The 17,497-nt window shown below is 43.3% G+C and carries 16 protein-coding genes, 1 riboswitch and 1 other annotated feature; of the genes, 4 read left to right on the top strand and 12 right to left on the bottom strand.

Annotation, left to right across the window (positions count from 1 at the left end):
- Positions 1-2: 2 nt before the first annotated feature.
- The 8 genes from metC to LC036_RS17190 all read right to left on the bottom strand — a co-directional run bounded on the left by metC (position 3) and on the right by LC036_RS17190 (position 7,391).
- The gene (gene metC / locus LC036_RS17225; RefSeq protein WP_226585540.1) at positions 3-1,181 is read right to left on the bottom strand and encodes a cystathionine beta-lyase; all 1,179 of its coding nucleotides are present in this window, start codon (positions 1,179-1,181) and stop codon (positions 3-5) included.
- Entirely contained in the window at positions 1,178-2,296 is a 1,119-nt protein-coding gene (locus LC036_RS17220) for a methionine biosynthesis PLP-dependent protein (protein WP_226585539.1), read from the bottom strand. Before LC036_RS17220 ends, metC begins: the two co-directional genes overlap by 4 nt.
- A 123-nt stretch (positions 2,297-2,419) precedes the next feature.
- A riboswitch (SAM riboswitch) is annotated at positions 2,420-2,529 on the bottom strand.
- Between the two features lie 113 nt (positions 2,530-2,642).
- On the bottom strand, positions 2,643-3,050 hold the full coding sequence (locus LC036_RS17215; RefSeq protein WP_226585537.1) for a hypothetical protein: 408 nt from the start codon (positions 3,048-3,050) through the stop codon (positions 2,643-2,645).
- A gap of 53 nt (positions 3,051-3,103) precedes the next feature.
- On the bottom strand, positions 3,104-3,436 hold the full coding sequence (locus LC036_RS17210) for a hypothetical protein (protein ID WP_226585535.1): 333 nt from the start codon (positions 3,434-3,436) through the stop codon (positions 3,104-3,106).
- Positions 3,437-3,522: 86 nt separating this feature from the next.
- The gene (locus LC036_RS17205; protein ID WP_226585533.1) at positions 3,523-3,969 is read right to left on the bottom strand and encodes a DUF4385 domain-containing protein; all 447 of its coding nucleotides are present in this window, start codon (positions 3,967-3,969) and stop codon (positions 3,523-3,525) included.
- Between the two features lie 198 nt (positions 3,970-4,167).
- Positions 4,168-5,193: a cytochrome d ubiquinol oxidase subunit II gene (locus LC036_RS17200; RefSeq protein WP_226585531.1), complete on the bottom strand. Its 1,026-nt coding sequence runs from the start codon at positions 5,191-5,193 to the stop codon at positions 4,168-4,170.
- A gap of 26 nt (positions 5,194-5,219) precedes the next feature.
- Positions 5,220-6,545 (bottom strand): cytochrome ubiquinol oxidase subunit I, encoded by a 1,326-nt coding sequence (locus LC036_RS17195; RefSeq protein WP_226585529.1) that lies wholly within the window; start codon positions 6,543-6,545, stop codon positions 5,220-5,222.
- Between the two features lie 69 nt (positions 6,546-6,614).
- A complete protein-coding gene (locus LC036_RS17190) occupies positions 6,615-7,391 on the bottom strand; it encodes a class I SAM-dependent methyltransferase (protein WP_226585527.1) in 777 nt (258 codons plus the stop codon).
- A 309-nt stretch (positions 7,392-7,700) separates the two neighbouring features.
- Positions 7,701-7,927: a binding site (T-box leader), on the top strand.
- Positions 7,928-8,044: 117 nt separating this feature from the next.
- Between LC036_RS17190 and ileS the strand changes: the two genes are divergently transcribed.
- The 4 genes from ileS to LC036_RS17170 all read left to right on the top strand — a co-directional run bounded on the left by ileS (position 8,045) and on the right by LC036_RS17170 (position 13,317).
- Positions 8,045-11,134 (top strand): isoleucine--tRNA ligase, encoded by a 3,090-nt coding sequence (gene ileS / locus LC036_RS17185; protein ID WP_226585525.1) that lies wholly within the window; start codon positions 8,045-8,047, stop codon positions 11,132-11,134.
- Between the two features lie 148 nt (positions 11,135-11,282).
- Positions 11,283-11,696, top strand: a complete 414-nt coding sequence (locus LC036_RS17180) for an RrF2 family transcriptional regulator (RefSeq protein WP_226585523.1) — start codon at positions 11,283-11,285, stop codon at positions 11,694-11,696.
- 185 nt (positions 11,697-11,881) lie between these two features.
- On the top strand, positions 11,882-12,592 hold the full coding sequence (locus LC036_RS17175) for a nitroreductase family protein (RefSeq protein ID WP_226585521.1): 711 nt from the start codon (positions 11,882-11,884) through the stop codon (positions 12,590-12,592).
- Between the two features lie 110 nt (positions 12,593-12,702).
- Positions 12,703-13,317, top strand: coding sequence for a PH domain-containing protein (locus LC036_RS17170; RefSeq protein ID WP_226585519.1), 615 nt, complete (start codon positions 12,703-12,705; stop codon positions 13,315-13,317).
- 278 nt (positions 13,318-13,595) lie between these two features.
- On the opposite strand, the gene LC036_RS17165 is transcribed toward LC036_RS17170, so the two are convergent.
- The 4 genes from LC036_RS17165 to nadB all read right to left on the bottom strand — a co-directional run bounded on the left by LC036_RS17165 (position 13,596) and on the right by nadB (position 17,439).
- Entirely contained in the window at positions 13,596-13,781 is a 186-nt protein-coding gene (locus tag LC036_RS17165; RefSeq protein ID WP_226585517.1) for an H-type small acid-soluble spore protein, read from the bottom strand.
- A 160-nt stretch (positions 13,782-13,941) separates the two neighbouring features.
- The gene (gene nadA / locus LC036_RS17160) at positions 13,942-15,048 is read right to left on the bottom strand and encodes a quinolinate synthase NadA (RefSeq protein ID WP_226585515.1); all 1,107 of its coding nucleotides are present in this window, start codon (positions 15,046-15,048) and stop codon (positions 13,942-13,944) included.
- Positions 15,045-15,896, bottom strand: coding sequence for a carboxylating nicotinate-nucleotide diphosphorylase (gene nadC / locus LC036_RS17155; protein WP_226585513.1), 852 nt, complete (start codon positions 15,894-15,896; stop codon positions 15,045-15,047). Before nadC ends, nadA begins: the two co-directional genes overlap by 4 nt.
- Positions 15,877-17,439, bottom strand: coding sequence for an L-aspartate oxidase (nadB, locus tag LC036_RS17150; protein WP_226585511.1), 1,563 nt, complete (start codon positions 17,437-17,439; stop codon positions 15,877-15,879). The genes nadC and nadB overlap by 20 nt, the downstream gene beginning before the upstream one ends.
- Positions 17,440-17,497: the final 58 nt, after the last annotated feature.

Below are 17,497 nucleotides of genomic sequence, written 5' to 3'. Positions count from 1 at the left end.
ATTTACCCTCCAGTTTTTAGACAGGTATAGTCGTTTATTTGTGCGAGAGCTTGATAAAAATCTTTAATGAGATCCTCTGGTTTCTCAAGGCCGACTGAGAGCCGGAGAAGACCGTCAGTGATGCCGCGTTTCTCTCGTTCTGCTTTTGGCATAGATGCATGAGACATCCTGGCCGGATAAGAAAGAATCGACTCAACTGCTCCAAGACTTACAGCATAAACGGGAAGTTCAACAGCATTTGTGAACTGGCGGACAGCGTCCTCGTTTTTAAGACGGAAAGAGAGGACCGCCCCGTCGCCATCTGCCTGATAGGAATGGGTTGAATTGCCTGGATGACACCGGAATCCGGGGTAGTAGACCTGCTCGATTAAAGGGTGCTTGTTTAGTTCCTCGGCAATCTGCACAGCAGAAGCTGAGGACTGGGTAATTCGACAGTGTAAGGTCTTCAAGCCGCGAAGCACGAGCCAACAATCGTGTGCGCCTAGAATAGATCCGAATGAATTTTGTAAGAAAGAGAGCTGCTCAGCAAGGTCTTTCCTGTGCGTGACAGCTAAACCGGCTACGACATCACTGTGACCGGCAATAAATTTCGTTGCGCTGTGGAGAACAAGGTCTGCACCGAGTTCAAGTGGACGCTGCAGTGCCGGTGTCATAAAGGTATTGTCAACAAAAGTCCAACAGTCATTGGCTTTTGCTAGTTTAGAGACAGCCCGAATGTCTGTAATTTCAAGTGTCGGATTAGACGGCGTTTCTATATATAAGAGTTTCGTGTTCGGCTGGATTGCGGTCGCCACCTCATGAAGGTCCGTCATGTCAACGAAGGTGTGATCGATTCCAAATTTATATAACACATCGTGGATCATGCGGAACGTACCACCGTAAACATCTTGTGTAATCACAACATGATCTCCTTTGGAAAGGAGCATAAAGGCTGTGGAAATAGCGGCCATTCCAGAGGCAAAAGCAAAACCGTGTGTGCCACTCTCAAGACCAGCAATGGTTTCTTCCAGTGCATGACGCGTAGGGTTGCCGGACCGGCTGTAATCATATACGCCCGGATTGTCAAAATCCTGCTGGTGGAACGTGGAAGCCTGTTGAATAGGGACACTGACAGCACCTGTTTGAGGGTCGAACTTTTGGTCATTATGCAGCAAACGGGTTTGAAGAGAATGATCAGTCATTTTACGGTTTCCTCCTTTGGTAATTGATTCAACGTATATTCGAGGTCGTGAATGATATCATCTACATGCTCGACACCGACGGAGAACCGTAAGAGCCGGTTGCAGACACCATAACCGACACGTGTTTCTTCAGGTATATCTGCATGTGTCTGTGTAGCTGGATAGGTGATGAAGCTTTCAACGCCCCCCAGGCTTTCAGCAAAACTGATAAGGTTTAAGTTTCTTAAAAAAGAATCGATCCAGTCCTCTGATTTCAGACGGAAGGAAACCATGCCTCCTTTTCCAGGGTAGAAAACGTCTGTGACAGCTGGGTGTTTTTCGAAAAAGTCCACAACGGCTTTCGCATTGAATTCGTGCTGACGCATGCGGAGCGGTAAAGTTTTCATCCCGCGCATGACAAGCCACGAATCAAAAGGTGAAAGCACCGCTCCAGAGGTGTTCTGGTGAAAAGCCAGCCGTTCACTGACGTTCTTGCCTTTACTCACCAGAATCCCAGCAAGAACATCGTTGTGCCCGGCTAAATATTTCGTTGCACTATGAATGACAACATCAGCCCCTTCCTTAATGGGCTGTTGAAGGACGGGTGTGTACAGCGTATTGTCAACGAGCAGCAATAACCCGTTGGCCTTCGCCAGCTTAGAAATTTCGGAAATATCTGCGGTGTGCATCAATGGGTTCGTCGGTGTTTCTACATAAATGGCTTTCGTCTGCTCATTGATGTAATCCTGGATGTTCTCCAGCTTCTTGCTGTCACAGTAGTGGAAGCGGAGGTCATAGCGTTCCTCCATATGCTCAAACAACCGGAAAGTTCCACCGTATAAGTCTTCTGAAACAATAATTTCGTCGCCCCTCTTGAAGAGTGAAAGGGCGGTTTGGATAGCTGCCATCCCGGAACTGAAAGCAAAACCTGCATCGCCTTCTTCAATATCTGCAATGGATGACTCCAGTACGGCCCTCGTCGGATTGCCTGTACGGGTGTAGTCGTAACCGGTGGACTCTCCAAGACCTGGGTGTCTATAGGGGGTGGAGAAATAGACAGGCGGATTAATGGCTCCTTTGGATTCATGAGGTTGATTTCCTGTTTGAACAAATTTCGTATCGTTATGTGGACACATGGTCTTCACTCCTTGAAAAATAATGACATGGCGGGATGTCCGCATTGAATCTGGGTGGAAAAAGGTCTTATAAAAAATAAAAAAGCCTTCTTAAAAGAAGAAGGCTTTGGATAATTAGTCTTCTTCTTATCTTCCAAGTTGACGAACAACTTGCTGGAGTTAGCACCTTTCTGGACGATCCAGTGGTTGCTGAGGCTTCGCAGGGCCAGTCCCTCTGCCTCTCTTGATAAGAAATTCAATTGTAATTTTTTCTAAATGTTGATGACTACTCTACACTACTCAGAAAGTTTTGACAATATGCAGAAATAAATTTATTGAATTTTTCAAATGTAAAAAAGCCTCCTAATTAAGAGCAGGCTTCTTTAACAGCTAGAGGAGTTTCCACTCCAGCTTCTATGTACGTTCGAATTAATTTCCAATGGTCATTCTCGTATCGGTACGAATTGAAAAATAGATTAGAACTCTCCAACAACTTTCCTTCAAGGTAAATGGAAACCCAAAAAGCAGCCAGCCACTCATCATCGCACAATTGTATAAAAGAGTGATCTGTATAAATCCACTCCATATCCTTTTCAGCAAAATAATCAAAAGCCTGTTTCCATCCCGAAATTGAGTCTTCAAAATGATAATCGACGACTTCTCCGTTTCGAATTTCCCTTGCCTGCAAGTCTTCGGAAATCGTTTCTTTCAAATAGTTTAAATCCTGTCGACCGGCTCTTTCTTTGAACTGTTCGAAAAATGTTTTGAATTCCATATCACATTCCCCCTTTGTGGGGGATTCGACATAAATAAAGGATATCCTGTTATTTAATGGCAGATGCCTAAATTGAAAGCGGTCGTTTTAAGTTGAAGGGCAATCGTTGCTACCCAGAACAGCTGAGTAACAGCTGTAATACTGTACCAGGTTTTCTTTCTTTTTAGATCGTTTCTTTTTAGGAATGCATAAATGAGAAGTGGTGCTGTAAATAAAGTGAATACAACAGTCGGACCTAATAATCCTGTATGATTCCGGACCCAAAAATACTCGTTAAATAAAGGGAGGATAATCGTTGGTGTATAAATGACAGATAAAAAGCAGACACCCATAATCCAGGACGCAGCCATAAGAAGCAGGGTGAGAAGAAGAGGGAAGGATTTCATGATCAAGCTCCTCGTTTATTTCATTAATCCGATTTGATTACTCGGGTTAATAGTATCCTACGTTTGAGAGGAAGAAATGTCAATGTTTATCCGAATTCTTTTTGGTGAGTTTTCTTCTTTTTCAAGTATTCTTCATCTTCACGGGCTTTAATCCATTTCTCTTCAAATATCCTGGCAGATTCTGCTTTTTCTTCATCTATCTCACGATCGTTAATTTCTCCGTTATTATCATATTTTTTGCCGCCTTTATAATTAGCATATCTCCTGGATCTTGTGTATCCCATCTGTAGAAATTTTCTGGCCATGTCCATTCCCACAAAATCATTGTCTTTTTTGTAATCGACAAACATCTGATAAATCTTTTCGGAAGACTCTTTAGCAATATCAGGAGTTTTAAAACGCCAGTGTGGAAGAATTTCACTCTTGTACGGTTCAACAAGCAGCACTCCCTGCTCCCCGCGCCCAACCCGGTATTTTTCAGGATTCTTACGAAAATCGGTGTGGTCAAAATCGATGTCGTAGTCAAAAGGCATGTTCTTTCCCCTTTCTTATCTTTACGGTGGATTTTATTCCGCCTGATTTTAAGGTTTTTTATAGATGAACGCGGTTGTCCAGAAAACTCGCTTCTTGATATATACCTTGTTAAGATAGGCAGTAAACGATGGAGAGAGAGTCGTAAACTCGAGTAGAAATAAAAAAAGCAGCCTGAAAAATTCAAGCTGCTGCCTTAATTATTCCTGACGTAAATACCGCCGGTCCTTAAGGAATAATCTCCAGAAGAGAAAGAAGGCTGGGATAAGAATGCCGAAACCAACGGCGTAGACAATCAACATCGGATAAAAGGTATCCGGGTTTGTAAATCCGTCTGTAACCGTTAAGTCCGGATAGATGAGATAAGGAAGGTGAGCTGAGCCATAAGCGTAGATGGCGACCGCATACTGTAAAACAATCATCACAACAGATATGCGGGCCCGGCCTTTGCGTCCATCCTTCTTTTTTACGAAAAGTAAAGCATACCCAACGAGGAAAAATAATAAGGAAAGCCCAAAGGCGAACCAATTCTCCTGAATGTTTTCCACAATCCACGATGCTTCTGTAGGAAAGGTTCCAATAGTCAGCATAGCTACCGCGATATTGACAGGTCCCAGCCAGATTGAGTGTTTACGAAAGGTATGATAGGCGTTCCAGTCTTCTGCTTCTTTTGCATAATCCATTAAGAAAATAGAGGAAATGAAAAGTTCCGTCGATATTCCAAATAAAATATGCATATACAGAGTAGGGTGTGCGAAAAGCTCTCCGTACTGTAAACGAGGGTAGTGATCTTCATAACTCACAAATCCTCCCAGTGTGATGGGGAGAATGCTGACAAGCAGTGCAGGAATGATTAACCCTGTGATGCCGGACGTGAGCCGTAAGATATTCACAAATCTCCCGGCATAGTGCTGGAAAACCATAAACGTCGTTCGAATAGTCAGCAGAAGGATCCCAAGAGCCACAGGTACGAGAAGAATACTTCCTAATAACGTTGTAGCAAAAGGGAAAAAAGTAACCACAGAAACGACGAATATGACTAAAAATACATTCGTTACTTCCCATGTAGGTGAAAGGAAACGGTTGGCAATTTGTGATGCGCTTTTTTCTTCGTTTTTCCCATAGATCATGCCCCAGAATCCAGCTCCAAAATCCAACGACCCGAGAATCGAGTAGACGAAGAGTAAACTCCAGAGGATGGTAATCGCTAGTGTTGATGCTTCCATATAATTTTACCCTCCTTACTTGTCCATTATTGAGTTTTCAAATCTTTACTCACCGGATTGCGTTTGAAGTAGAAACGTAGAACAAAGGCAGTAACAAATAATAATGTTACATACAGACTGATGAATAAGTAGAAGAGAAAGCCGACGCTTTTTGATTTTGTGGCAGCTTCTCCCGTCCGCAGGACATCTGTAATGGTCCATGGCTGGCGTCCGATACAGCTGAAGCACCAGCCTGTCTCAATCGCAAGCATAGCGAGCGGGCCGCTGGTAACAAGGATGGCGAGCATCCAGCCAGGGAAATCTCTTTTCAGTACATGTTTCCAGAACAGGGATGCAAAAGCGATAAGTATGAGTACAGACCCAATTCCGACCATCACGTTAAAGAGGACGTGGACATAGAGAGGGGGCCAGAGTTCTTCCGGCCATTCATTTAGGCCCATGACTTCTGTGTCAAAACGATCCCCTGCAAGAAAACTCAGCCCATAAGGGATTTCGATCGCATATTTGACCCGCTGATCCTCAAGAGAGGTGTAGCCTCCTACTGAGAGTGGAGCATAGCTCTGCGTTTCGAAAAGCCCTTCCGCCGCTGCCAGTTTTCTCGGATTATACTCGTGCAGCATCTGAGCTGTTTCGTGTCCATTAATGGCGGTCCCAAGGGACATAATGGCTCCAAAGTACAGCGCAATCGTCAGCGCTTTTTTATGGTAGGCCCTTTCTTTATCTGAGATTTTACTCTTCATTAAACGAAGAGCGGCTATGGAAGCAATGAGAAAGGCAACGGTCATGTAAGCGGAGAGGGTTACATGGATCGCTGTTACTCCGAAGCTTGGGTTGAAAAATGCGGCCCATGTATCCACATCAGTGATCTCACCGTTTGGAGAGATATTGAATCCCGCCGGTGTGTTCATCCATGCATGAACATCGGTGATTAGTATAGCCGAAGCGGTTGCTCCAAGAGCTACAGAGATGATACTGATAAACCTCAATGTCGGTGGTAAACGATCAGCCGCATACAGGTAGATGGACATAAATACCGCTTCAATGAGGAAGGCGAAGATTTCCATTTGGAACGGAAGAGCGATGACCTGCCCCACAATTTCCATGAAGTCCGGAAATAACAGGGATATCATAACTCCTACAATCGTTCCTGATGCTATGGATACAGCTAATAAAATTGCGAACCCTTTCGTCCATCGTTTCGCCATTAAGGCGTAATCCGGGTCTTTCTTTATAAAGTACAAAACTTCTGCAATGATAATCATCACGGGAAGTCCCACACCGATCGTTGCGTAAATAATATGGAATCCAAGTGATGTTCCAAAGAGGGCACGGGCCATTACGACGATATCCATTCATCTCCACCTCACAAACAATTTCATTCATACCTTGATTATTCTTCCAATGTGATGGTGGATTATTCGTCAGGAGGAATGTTTTTCTACAAGCACCATTAATTCATCAATGGTAAACGAATGAACCTGATGATTCTCCTCTTTAATAGAAAAGTATTCCTTCATCTCTTGGCTGGCTTGTTTGAATCTTTCTTCAACTGCCTTTTGTTCTGGAACGGTGAACAGGGTTCGTGTTACCCAGTCCTGAAAAGGAAGCGTCTTTTTTCTGGAAAGCTGCTTCTGTATAGTGAATCCTTGGCTGCGCAGCATTTCATTCCATTCGGATTTCTTTAAAGCACGGACGTGGCCCGGGTCCCGTTGTTTCTCAAATGTGTTATAAAACCGGTCGAGCTCCGGGTCTTCTGGAGCCACGTTGTCGATCATCAGCCATTTTCCTCCTGGTTTCAGGACACGGTAAGACTCTTGAATAAACTGTAAGGGCGAAGGGAAATGGTGAGGAGCAATGCGGCATGTCACAGCATCAAAGCTTTCATCAAGGAAGGGGAGGTTTTCTGCATCAGCGATTACATATTCAATGTTGGCGTACTTTTCAAGGTGGGAAGATGTGTTTTGCAACATCTCCTTGGTGAGATCTGTAGCAAAAACTCTGTGTACGTGTGGGCTCAATGTCTTAGCGACATGGCCTCCGCCTGTAGCGATGTCAAGAACTTTCCAGTCCGGCCGTGGCTCAACCCAATTTAAAATAAGGTCTAAGTCATTCTGGCTTTTGTGTGTAGAGCTTTGAACATAGGATTCTTTACTTTTTGAAAATACATCCTGGACGACTTTTTTAATTTCATCTGACATAAGATCCCCTGCTTTCTTTTCTTAGATACATTTATTGTAAGCGAGGCAGCCGATAAATGATAATACTGGATATTGATAGTGAGTGATAAGTAAATTGAATTGATCAAACGTTTGTTTAAGAAGGTTTTTCAAGAAAATACCCTTTATTAAAAGGCTTGATTCCAAGGTGTTCATCTAAAAAAACATAGAGGTGTGACGCAGAGGTAATGAATCAAAGAGATGTATAATTATATGGAGAATGGGCGAGGATGGGGATAAGAAAGTTTTGACACACAAAAGATTCCATTGTACGATATGGAGAAGATACGTATAGTTTCGTTGACGAGAAGAGTAGGCTTTTATTCCGGACTTAAGAGAGTCGCTGGTTGGTGAAAAGCGAAGGCGGAAAATAGCTGAAGATCATCTCTGAGAAGTTCTGCTGAAATGATACAGAGTAAGTGGAACCGGCTGGCGGCCGTTATCCGCAATGTGAACCGAGAGCCGTACAAAAGTGTACGGAATATGGGTGGTACCGCGGAATAACATCCGTCCCTGTTTTTTTATACAGGGGCGGATTTTTGTATGTAAGTGTGGAATTGTCTGCCTGGCAGAAAAAATAAAGTGTTTAATCATCTTTCTATACAAAAATTAAAAAAGGGTAAGAGGTGGAAGAAATGCGCAGTGTCAATACGAAAGAAGCGGCATTAGACCGCGAAAATCGTGTCAAAGATTACTGGAATAAAGAAAATGTCTTCCGACGTTCGATGAACGAGCGTGAGGGCGCAGAAACATTTGTTTTCTATGAAGGACCTCCAACAGCTAATGGTCTGCCGCACGCCGGTCACGTACTGGGCCGTGTCATTAAAGACTTTGTTGGCCGTTATAAAACCATGCAGGGCTATCAAGTTCTACGTAAAGGCGGCTGGGATACTCATGGTCTCCCGGTTGAGCTTGAAGTGGAGAAGCAGCTTGGAATATCCGGCAAACAACAGATTGAAGAATACGGCGTTGAGAAGTTTATTGAAAAATGTAAGGAAAGTGTCTTCAACTATGAGAAAGAATGGCGTGAATTTACAGAATCCATCGGGTACTGGCTTGATATGGATGACCCTTACGTAACGCTGCAAAACCGTTATATCGAGAGCGTCTGGTATATCCTGAGTGATCTTCACAAGCGTGACTTACTTTCTAAAGGTCATCGTGTTACTCCTTACTGCCCGAGCTGTCAAACGACATTAAGTTCACACGAAGTGGCGCAGGGATATGAAGATGTGAAAGACCTTTCTGCTACGGCTAAGTTTAAGGTGAAAGGTTCTGACAATGAATTTTTCCTTGGATGGACGACAACTCCCTGGACGCTGCCAGCGAACGTAACGCTTGCTGTTCACTCTGACCTTGATTACATCAAGGCTGAAAAAGAGGGTGAAGTTTATATCGTAGCAGCGGCTCTTGCTGATAAGAACCTCGGTGAAGAATACGAGATTCTTTCCAAGCACAAGGGAAGCGAGTTCAGCGGAGTGGAATATGAAGCTCCATTCCCATTTGTGAAGCCTGAGCGCGGTCACTTCGTTGTTGAAGCGGACTTCGTTAATGCTGAGAGTGGTACAGGTGTCGTGCACATCGCTCCTGCCTACGGTGAAGATGACTACAATCTTGTGAAAGAACATAACCTTTCTTTCTTCAACGTTGTGGATGGTCAAGGACGATACACATCGGACATTCCTCCATTTGAAGGACGTTTCGTCAAAGACTGTGATGTGGATATCGTTAAATATCTTGCCAATGAAGGACTTCTATTCCATAAAGAGAAGTACGAACACAGCTACCCGCATTGCTGGCGCTGTGATTCTCCATTGCTGTATTACGCAATCGAAAGCTGGTTCATTAAGACAACAGAATTGAAAGATCAATTCCTTGAAAATAACCAACAGGTAGAGTGGCACCCGAACCATATCAAAGATGGTCGTTTCGGTAACTTCCTTGAAAATATGGTGGATTGGAATATTGGCCGTAACCGTTTCTGGGGAACACCGCTTCCGATCTGGATTTGTGACTCCTGCGATCATCAGTACGCTCCGCATAGTCAGGCAGATCTTCAAGAGAAGGCCATTGGCGACATTGGTGATGTAGAACTGCATAAACCATATGTAGACCGTGTTCAACTGAAATGTGAAAAATGTGAAGGGACTATGGATCGTGTACCAGAAGTTATTGATGTTTGGTTTGATTCCGGTTCCATGCCATTTGCACAGCAGCACTATCCGTTTGAAAATAAAGACCAGTTTGAGAAGCAGTTCCCGGCAGATGTTATCTGTGAAGGAATTGATCAGACTCGTGGATGGTTCTACAGTCTTCTTGCTGTTTCTACTCTGTTTACTGGGAAAGTTCCATACAAGCGCGTGCTTTCTACCGGCCACATCCTTGATGAGGAAGGTCGTAAGATGTCGAAAAGTAAAGGGAATGCACTAAACCCGACAGATCTGGTTAACAAATTTGGTGCGGATCCATTCCGTTGGGCTCTGCTTGCTGATAGTGCGCCATGGAACAACAAGCGATTCTCTGAGCGTGTCGTTGTGGAAGCTAAATCTAAAGTCATCGATACGCTTGTAAACACGCATGGCTTCTATACTCTTTATGCAAATATCGACGGATACACGTTCGATAAAAACGAAACCGGGGAGAAGACGCTTCTTGATCAATGGATCCTTTCACGCCTGAACAGTGTCACAGGTGTCGTAGGGGAAGCGCTGGATAATTATGATTTCACAAAAGCGGCAAAAGCTCTTGAGAAATATATCGATGAAGTTAGTAATTGGTATATCCGCCGTTCCCGCGATCGTTTCTGGGAAGAAGGAATGACAGAATCTAAAAAGGCTGCATTCCATACGCTTCACGAAGTATTGGCTCAATTAAGTCAATTAATGGCGCCATTCACACCTTTCCTTGCTGAAGATATCTATCAGAACTTGACTGGTGAGAGTGTCCACCTTGCGTACTTCCCGAAAGTGGACGATTCCATCGTCAATGCACAGCTTGAAAAAGACATGGATGCTGTCCTTCAAGTTGTTGAACTAGCTCGTGGTGTGCGTAACACAGAATCAATTAAGACAAAACAGCCGCTTTCTGAGCTGGTTGTTATCCCTGTCAATCCAGAACAAGGAAAAGCGCTGGAAGAATACAGCAGCATCATCCGTGATGAAATCAACGTCAAGGATGTGGTTGTTAAGCAGTCCTCTGATGATCTAGTCAGTTATGAAGTGAAGCTGAATTTCCGGGCGGCTGGACCTGTTCTAGGTAAGAATGTAGGTGTCGTTAAAGGATACCTCGAGAAGCTTTCAGACGAAGAAGCGGCAAAGGTTGTTCAAGATCAAAAAGTTGTCGTCCCTACTGGAGATGGTGAAGTTGAAGTAACCATGGACCTTCTAAATGTTGAGCGTGTTGCTGACGCTGGGCTTTCGATGGGATCAAATCAGGACTTCCATGTGGTTCTTGATACAACCATTACAGAAGAACTTCGTCTTGAAGGCCTTGCTCGTGAAGTCATCCGTGTCATTCAGGATGAGCGTAAACAGCAGGACCTTCCAATCGATCTTCGTGTCGACATCGCTCTTGATGGAGACGAAGATGTGAAGGCTGCAATTAAACAAAATGAACAGCTCATCCGTGAAAATGTTCTTGTGAAAGATCTGACGGTCGGTGAAAAAGATCAAATGAAAGAGTACACAGTTGGTGACAATAAACTGAAACTTGCTCTTCAGAAGTAAATTGGAAAAGCCTGAACCTCGTGTTCAGGCTTTTTTTCTTTGGTTCTGTGAATCTTGATTAAGTCAAAACGCCCCTGCATCGTCCAGGGGCGTTTTGACTTTTTATGCATCATGTCGCAAAATAAATGATAGATGAAGAGGTGAAACGATGGCAGAAAAAGTAACAAGCACAAGGTGGTTTGGGATGGCCATACAAGCATTAGTCGTGCTTGCTGATAATGATGGACTCTGTCCCAGCGGTAAATTAGCAGAGAAATTAGAGTCCAAATCTGTTTTTTTACGAAAAATATTAAGGCACCTGGTAAAAGCCGAACTAATTCAGGCGAAAGAGGGGCGGGATGGTGGCTACTCACTCGTGAAGAAACCCGAAGACATACATTTATCTGAAGTTTATGATGCGATGAGAGCAGAAACATTTCCAAAAGGTTTCTTTGATGTTGAAAGTAAAGAATGCTTTGCACCTTACACCCGTGAATCCCTCTCAGAGCTCCGTGATGAGATGGAAGGCTGGGTTATTGAAGGATTGAAACAGAAGACAATAGCTGATTTAATGACCCGTTAGGAGAGCGAAACGATTGTGTTTCGCTTTTTTTTTATGCTCTGCTGACGATTTTAAAGTTCCTCATCAACCGGGGCGGGACACACTGATGAGTCAAAAACACTTTAAAGAAGTAACTGTAATTGACAAAAGAACAGTTTGTTTATTATACTGTTCTTGTATTGAATACAGTTTAAAGGAGCCGAATTATGTCTCAAAAAACAATGACAAAAGAAGAATATTTAAATAAAGTAAAAGAGATTGATACCACGAGTGAAGCCCCGAAACAATTGGAGGACACAGACTTTCTTACCGTCGCAAAAGAGCGTCGTTCTGTTCGTCAATATGATCCGGACTTTAAAATAGATAAACGTGAAATTCGTGAACTACTGGAGACAGCTGCTCTTGCTCCATCATCCAGTAACCTTCAGTCCTGGAGATTCCTGGTGATTGAAGACCAGGCGGAAAAAGAGCGTCTGCTTCCAATAGCAAACAACCAGCAGCAAATTGTAGATGCTTCTGTAGTGATTGCTGTTCTTGGTGATCGCGAAGCTTATAAGAATGCGGATCGCATTTATAGTCAGATTGCAGAAAAAGGAAATATGCCGGAAGATATCAAAGATATGTACGTAAACAGTATTTTTGATAATTATGGAAGTTTCCCTAAAGAACGTTTAGCTAAAATTGCGCACATTGATGGCGGGATTGCTGCCATGCAGTTGATGCTGGCCGCTAAAGCGAAAGGTTACGATACAGTTCCTATGGGTGGCTATGATGAAGCGCAGTTCATCGAGGCGTTTAATGTCCCGGAAAATTATGAAACGGTTATGCTCCTTTCTTTAGGAAAAGGAACAAAGGCCGGATTTCAGAAGACACGTCTGCCAATAGATGATATTCTTCAATGGAACCGTTTTGAATAAATCATTAAAACAAGCATTCCTTATGGAATGCTTGTTTTTTGGTCAAATGGCAGGGGAAGGTCGATATCCTGTCGAAAGCTTAATCGAATATCATTTATAGGAGGTTGTATATGTTTAAAAAACTGGCAAGTGATGCTCTGGGGTTAAGTGATATTGGGAGGATCATAAAAAAAGAGGATTTTGACAAAACCCAATCGGATGATTTTGTGTTGACCGAAGATAATGAGGAGATTCACTTTTTAATCAAGTCAAAAAGCGACGAGTATTGTTTTACAAATCGTGCGCTCATCCACTTAGATGGGGAAAAGGCATCAAGCAGCAAGCGGAACATTTACCGTTACGATTATTATAAAAATCCGATCTCCAATGTTTCCATTGAAACAGCAGGTACCATTGATTTGGACCTTGAAATTAAATTCATTATTGGGAATCAAGCAATGAGTATAGATATTGCTAAGGACGAAGGCGAGGCCATTGCGGACTTATATAAATCCTTAGTCGCAATCTCTCACATCCAGGAAGATAACCTCCGCCATGCGGAATATGCGAAAGACAGCATTGGAACAGCGCGTGAGTTAATTCATAACAATCGGTTCCATGATCACGATATCTCTAAAGAATTTAATGAAGTTGTAAACTTTGCCTATAGCTGGTTCACCACGAAACATAAAGAACATACACAAAAAGACTTTAAAGACGTCTTTGAGAAGTATATTCATAATTAAAAAAAGCGGAGGTCCTAAAGTAAAGGATCTCCGCTCTATTTTTCGACTTCTTCAAAAGCTGGTTCTATTCCGACAAACGCCAACATAGTGGAATATTCCTAATCGTTATTGGACTGACACCTGCTAATATAGACCTTTGGTCCACGCTTGGATATGCTCAATATCGAAAGCGCCTTGAGAAATCTGATTAAAATTATCGGTTAAGTTTTTAACAACTAAGCGGCCTACTGGGGTGTCTGCAATAAAAAAGCACCCTCCTTGTTTGAGGGTGCATTCAATTAATGCTCATGTTCTTTCAGTTCATACAGCGGAACTTTTTGTACAATATTCGGCTGATCCACAGGATGAATGCGTGCCATTTCATTTCTTTCAATGACTTCTTCAATATAAATTTCTCTATCCTGATGCATCACGTGGATCAAATCCTCGGAGTTGAAAATTTCTTTCGCGCGTTCTTTGTTCATAGTCATAAGGCCTCCTTTATGACTAATATTCGCTGTAAGATGCATCTATATTCTATATTAAGTTCTATTACAAAGAATTCACTCTTGTTCCTACCTGCCTAAGCGTTTGTGTTGGTTCTCATAAAAGGAAAGGTCAAGAGGTTAAAAATATTTAATACATTCAAGCCCTCTTAAGCATACGATTTAATGCTTTTTTAGCATCGGCGGCTACAGAAGATTCTACTTTGATGACATTCTGTGGGTTTCCTTGAGCGATAGATTCCAGCGACCAAGCAAGGTGTGGGAGGTCAATTCGATTCATCGTTAAGCAAGGACACATCCGTGGGTTTAATGAGATTATATGCTGTTCTGGATGTTCCTGAATGATTCGGTTGACAAGGTTCATTTCGGTTCCAATCGCCCATGAGCTGCCTGCTGGTGCCTGTTCAATGGCTTTAATAATAGCATTGGTAGAACCGGACAAGTCTGAAAGTTCCACAACTTCACGGCTGCACTCAGGGTGCACAATGATCTTCATGTCTGGATAGTCAGAACGTACTTGTTTCACGTTTGAAATGGTAAAGTTCTCATGTACAGAACAGTGTCCCTTCCACAGGATCACCTTTACCTCTTCTATAGGGCAGTTGTAAATAAGCTCTTCTGTGATGGGGTCCCAAACAGCCATATGATCTAAAGAAATACCTAGATCATAAGCGGTATTACGGCCTAGATGCTGGTCCGGCAGGAAGAGAATCCGCTGTTTCTGCGAAAAAGCCCATTCCAGCATCCCGGAGGCATTGGAAGATGTGACCGTTGCACCTCCATGTTTCCCGACAAACGCTTTGATGGAAGCGGTTGAGTTCACATAAGTAAGGGGGAGGATGGTGTCGTCGAATAAATCCATTAAAAGACTCCATGCTTTTTCTGTCTGATGAATATCTGCCATATCTGCCATGGAACAGCCGGCGCGCATGTCAGGGAGGTATACATGCTGATCTTCGCGGGTCAGGATGTCTGCCGTTTCAGCCATAAAGTGAACGCCGCAAAAAACAATGGCTTCGGCATCTTCTTGAGAAGCTGATAATTGAGCAAGCTTAAGAGAGTCACCACGGGCATCAGCAAATTCAATGACTTCGTCTTTCTGATAGTGATGCCCGGGTAAAAACAGTTTATTACCCATATCCTGTTTGACATGTCTGACGATGGTCTTTAATTCCTCATCCGTATGGCTGCGGTATTTTTCTGGCAAAGCCGGGGTCTTTTTTTTCAATGTTTCAAAAAGGTTCATTGAACTTCCTCCTTCATAGATACTGCTCGAGCGCTTATATCAAGGGCTTTGGCAGAATGAGTCAGAAAACCGAGTGAAAGATAATCAAGATCCAGGCCCCGGAATTCTGGCACCTTCTCAAGTGTAATCCCGCCGGAAGCTTCTGTTGTAATGAATGGTGGGACATGCTTCATGAAACATTTAATTTCTGCAGGTGTGCGGTTGTCGAACATGATGCAGTCAACGCCGGCCTCGACAGCTTCTATTACCTGGGCCTCTGTTTCTGTTTCCACCTCAATTTTCACCATGTGACCGATATTCTTTTTTACATGATCAACGGCTTGTGTAATGGATCCGAATAAAGCGATATGATTATCCTTCAGCATAACAGCATCATACAGCCCGTTCCTGTGATTAAATCCGCCGCCTGTACGCACGGCATACTTTTCAAAAAAGCGAAGGCCCGGGGTGGTTTTTCTAGTGTCACAAATACGAGTCTTTTCACTATCTAATAAATGAGAGGCTTGTTTGGTCAGGGTTGCAATTCCGCTCATTCTCTGTATCAGATTTAAGATAACGCGCTCTCCTTTTAGTAACGAAACCATAGGCCCTTCCATAGTGGATATACAATCTCCTTTGGCTAAATCGTCTCCGTCACGGAAATGCAAGTGTGTACGAACAGCTGGATCAAGAAGGTGGAATCCTTCTTCAATGATTGAAGCACCGCAGAAAACACCTCCTGCTTTTGAAGAAAAAGTCATACGGCCGTATTGATCTTGGGAAAAAAGAAAGTCGCTGCTCAGATCATGATCTCCGATATCTTCCATGAAAAATTCCTCAAGCTTCTGTTTAAGTTTTAACCGGTTCATGTAATTTCCTCTTTTCATCGATTCTTTTTTGAATGACTTGCTGGTTTCTCCAGTCCATTCGTTCTGCAGGGAAGTCTAGGCGGTAATGTCCTCCCCGGCTTTCTTCTCTTTGTATAGCGGAATTGGTCACTAACCATGCGGTTTGTAGCATAAATAATGTAGTGATTTGTTCGGTAGTGAGCATGCCGATATCAAAGGTATGCCACCGGTTTAAGGAAAAGGACTCTAACCACTTCTGCTGAGCTTCCAAATTGTCTATATCCCGAAAAATTCCTACTTTATCCATCATTCGTTTTTGGAGGTGGGTTCGAACTGGAAGGGTGTAGTCAGATGGTAGATTTTTTTTGTGTATTCCATCGTCCTTATGTGAATAAGGTGCCGTTGTGTTTAGGTGGTGAGCGAGTGTTTTAGCAAATACGAGCCCCTCCAATAAGGAATTGCTGGCAAGCCGGTTGGCTCCATGGACACCTGTACAGGCGACTTCTCCAATCGCATACAATCCTTTTATAGTCGTACGGCCTACCGTGTCTGTCTTCACTCCTCCCATAGAAAAGTGACAGCCAGGTGCAACTGGAATAAATCCTTCGCTTACATCAATTCCTTCACTCATGCACAGTTTTGCAATGAATGGGAATTTTTTTGTGAAATGCTCGATTCCCCTTATATCCAGAAAGATCTCATGTCCTTGTTGTCTTTGTTTGAAGATCGTCTGTGACACAACGTGCCGGGGAGCCAAGTCAAGGAGGGGGTGAACATTTTTCATGACCCGCCGTTCCTTTTCGTCCACTAAGATACCGCCAGCTCCGCGTACGGCTTCTGAGATTAATCCTTTTCCCTCGTCGTTTATGTAAAGCAGGGTCGGGTGGAACTGCATATATTCCATGTCAGCAAGCTCGGCTCCAGCGAAATAAGCTAGGGCCATCCCATCCCCTGTCGCTGTCTCTGCATTGGAAGTACAGGAGTAGATTTGTCCGCATCCCCCTGTAGCTAAAACGATATGGGAAGCATGGAAAGTCTGGACATTTCCTTGTTTATCTTTCGTTCTCACACCATAACAGTGCCCGGATACATTGATCAGCAGTTCAAATGCGAAGTGATGCTCCATCACTTTTACATTTGGAGGAAGGACTGTTTTGAGGCAGTTCATAAGAATTTTCCCCGTCTGATCACCCCCGCCGTGGACGATTCGGTTTAAGGAATGTGCGCCTTCCTTACCAAGAGTGAGTTTTCCAAAAGCATCATGATCAAATGCACAACCACTTTTTATAAGTTCTCGAATAACAGCCGGGCCTTCTATAGTTAATTGGAGTGCTGCCTGGTGGTTGTTTACAAATCTTCCTGCAGTCATTGTATCCATGAAGTGGAAGAGGGAGTTGTCTTTCTCATCTATAGCCGCGGCAATGCCGCCTTGAGCTAATGAAGTATTCCCATGATCCATAAATGACTTTGTGATGATAATCACATTCTTTTCCGCATCAAGCTTCCCGGCTAGTTGTAAGGCCGCTCCACCACTTCCTAAAATGAGGACGTCTGCTTTATCCATCTTAAAAAACCTCCTCAGTAAATGCATGTGTATTGACACTTATGTTTACATATTATTA

This window comes from Halobacillus litoralis (assembly GCF_020524025.1).
Taxonomy (GTDB): Bacteria; Bacillota; Bacilli; order Bacillales; family Halobacillaceae; genus Halobacillus; species Halobacillus litoralis_D.
The sequence above is the reverse complement of the archived record's forward strand: the minus strand, read 5'-3'. Positions and strand labels throughout refer to the sequence as shown.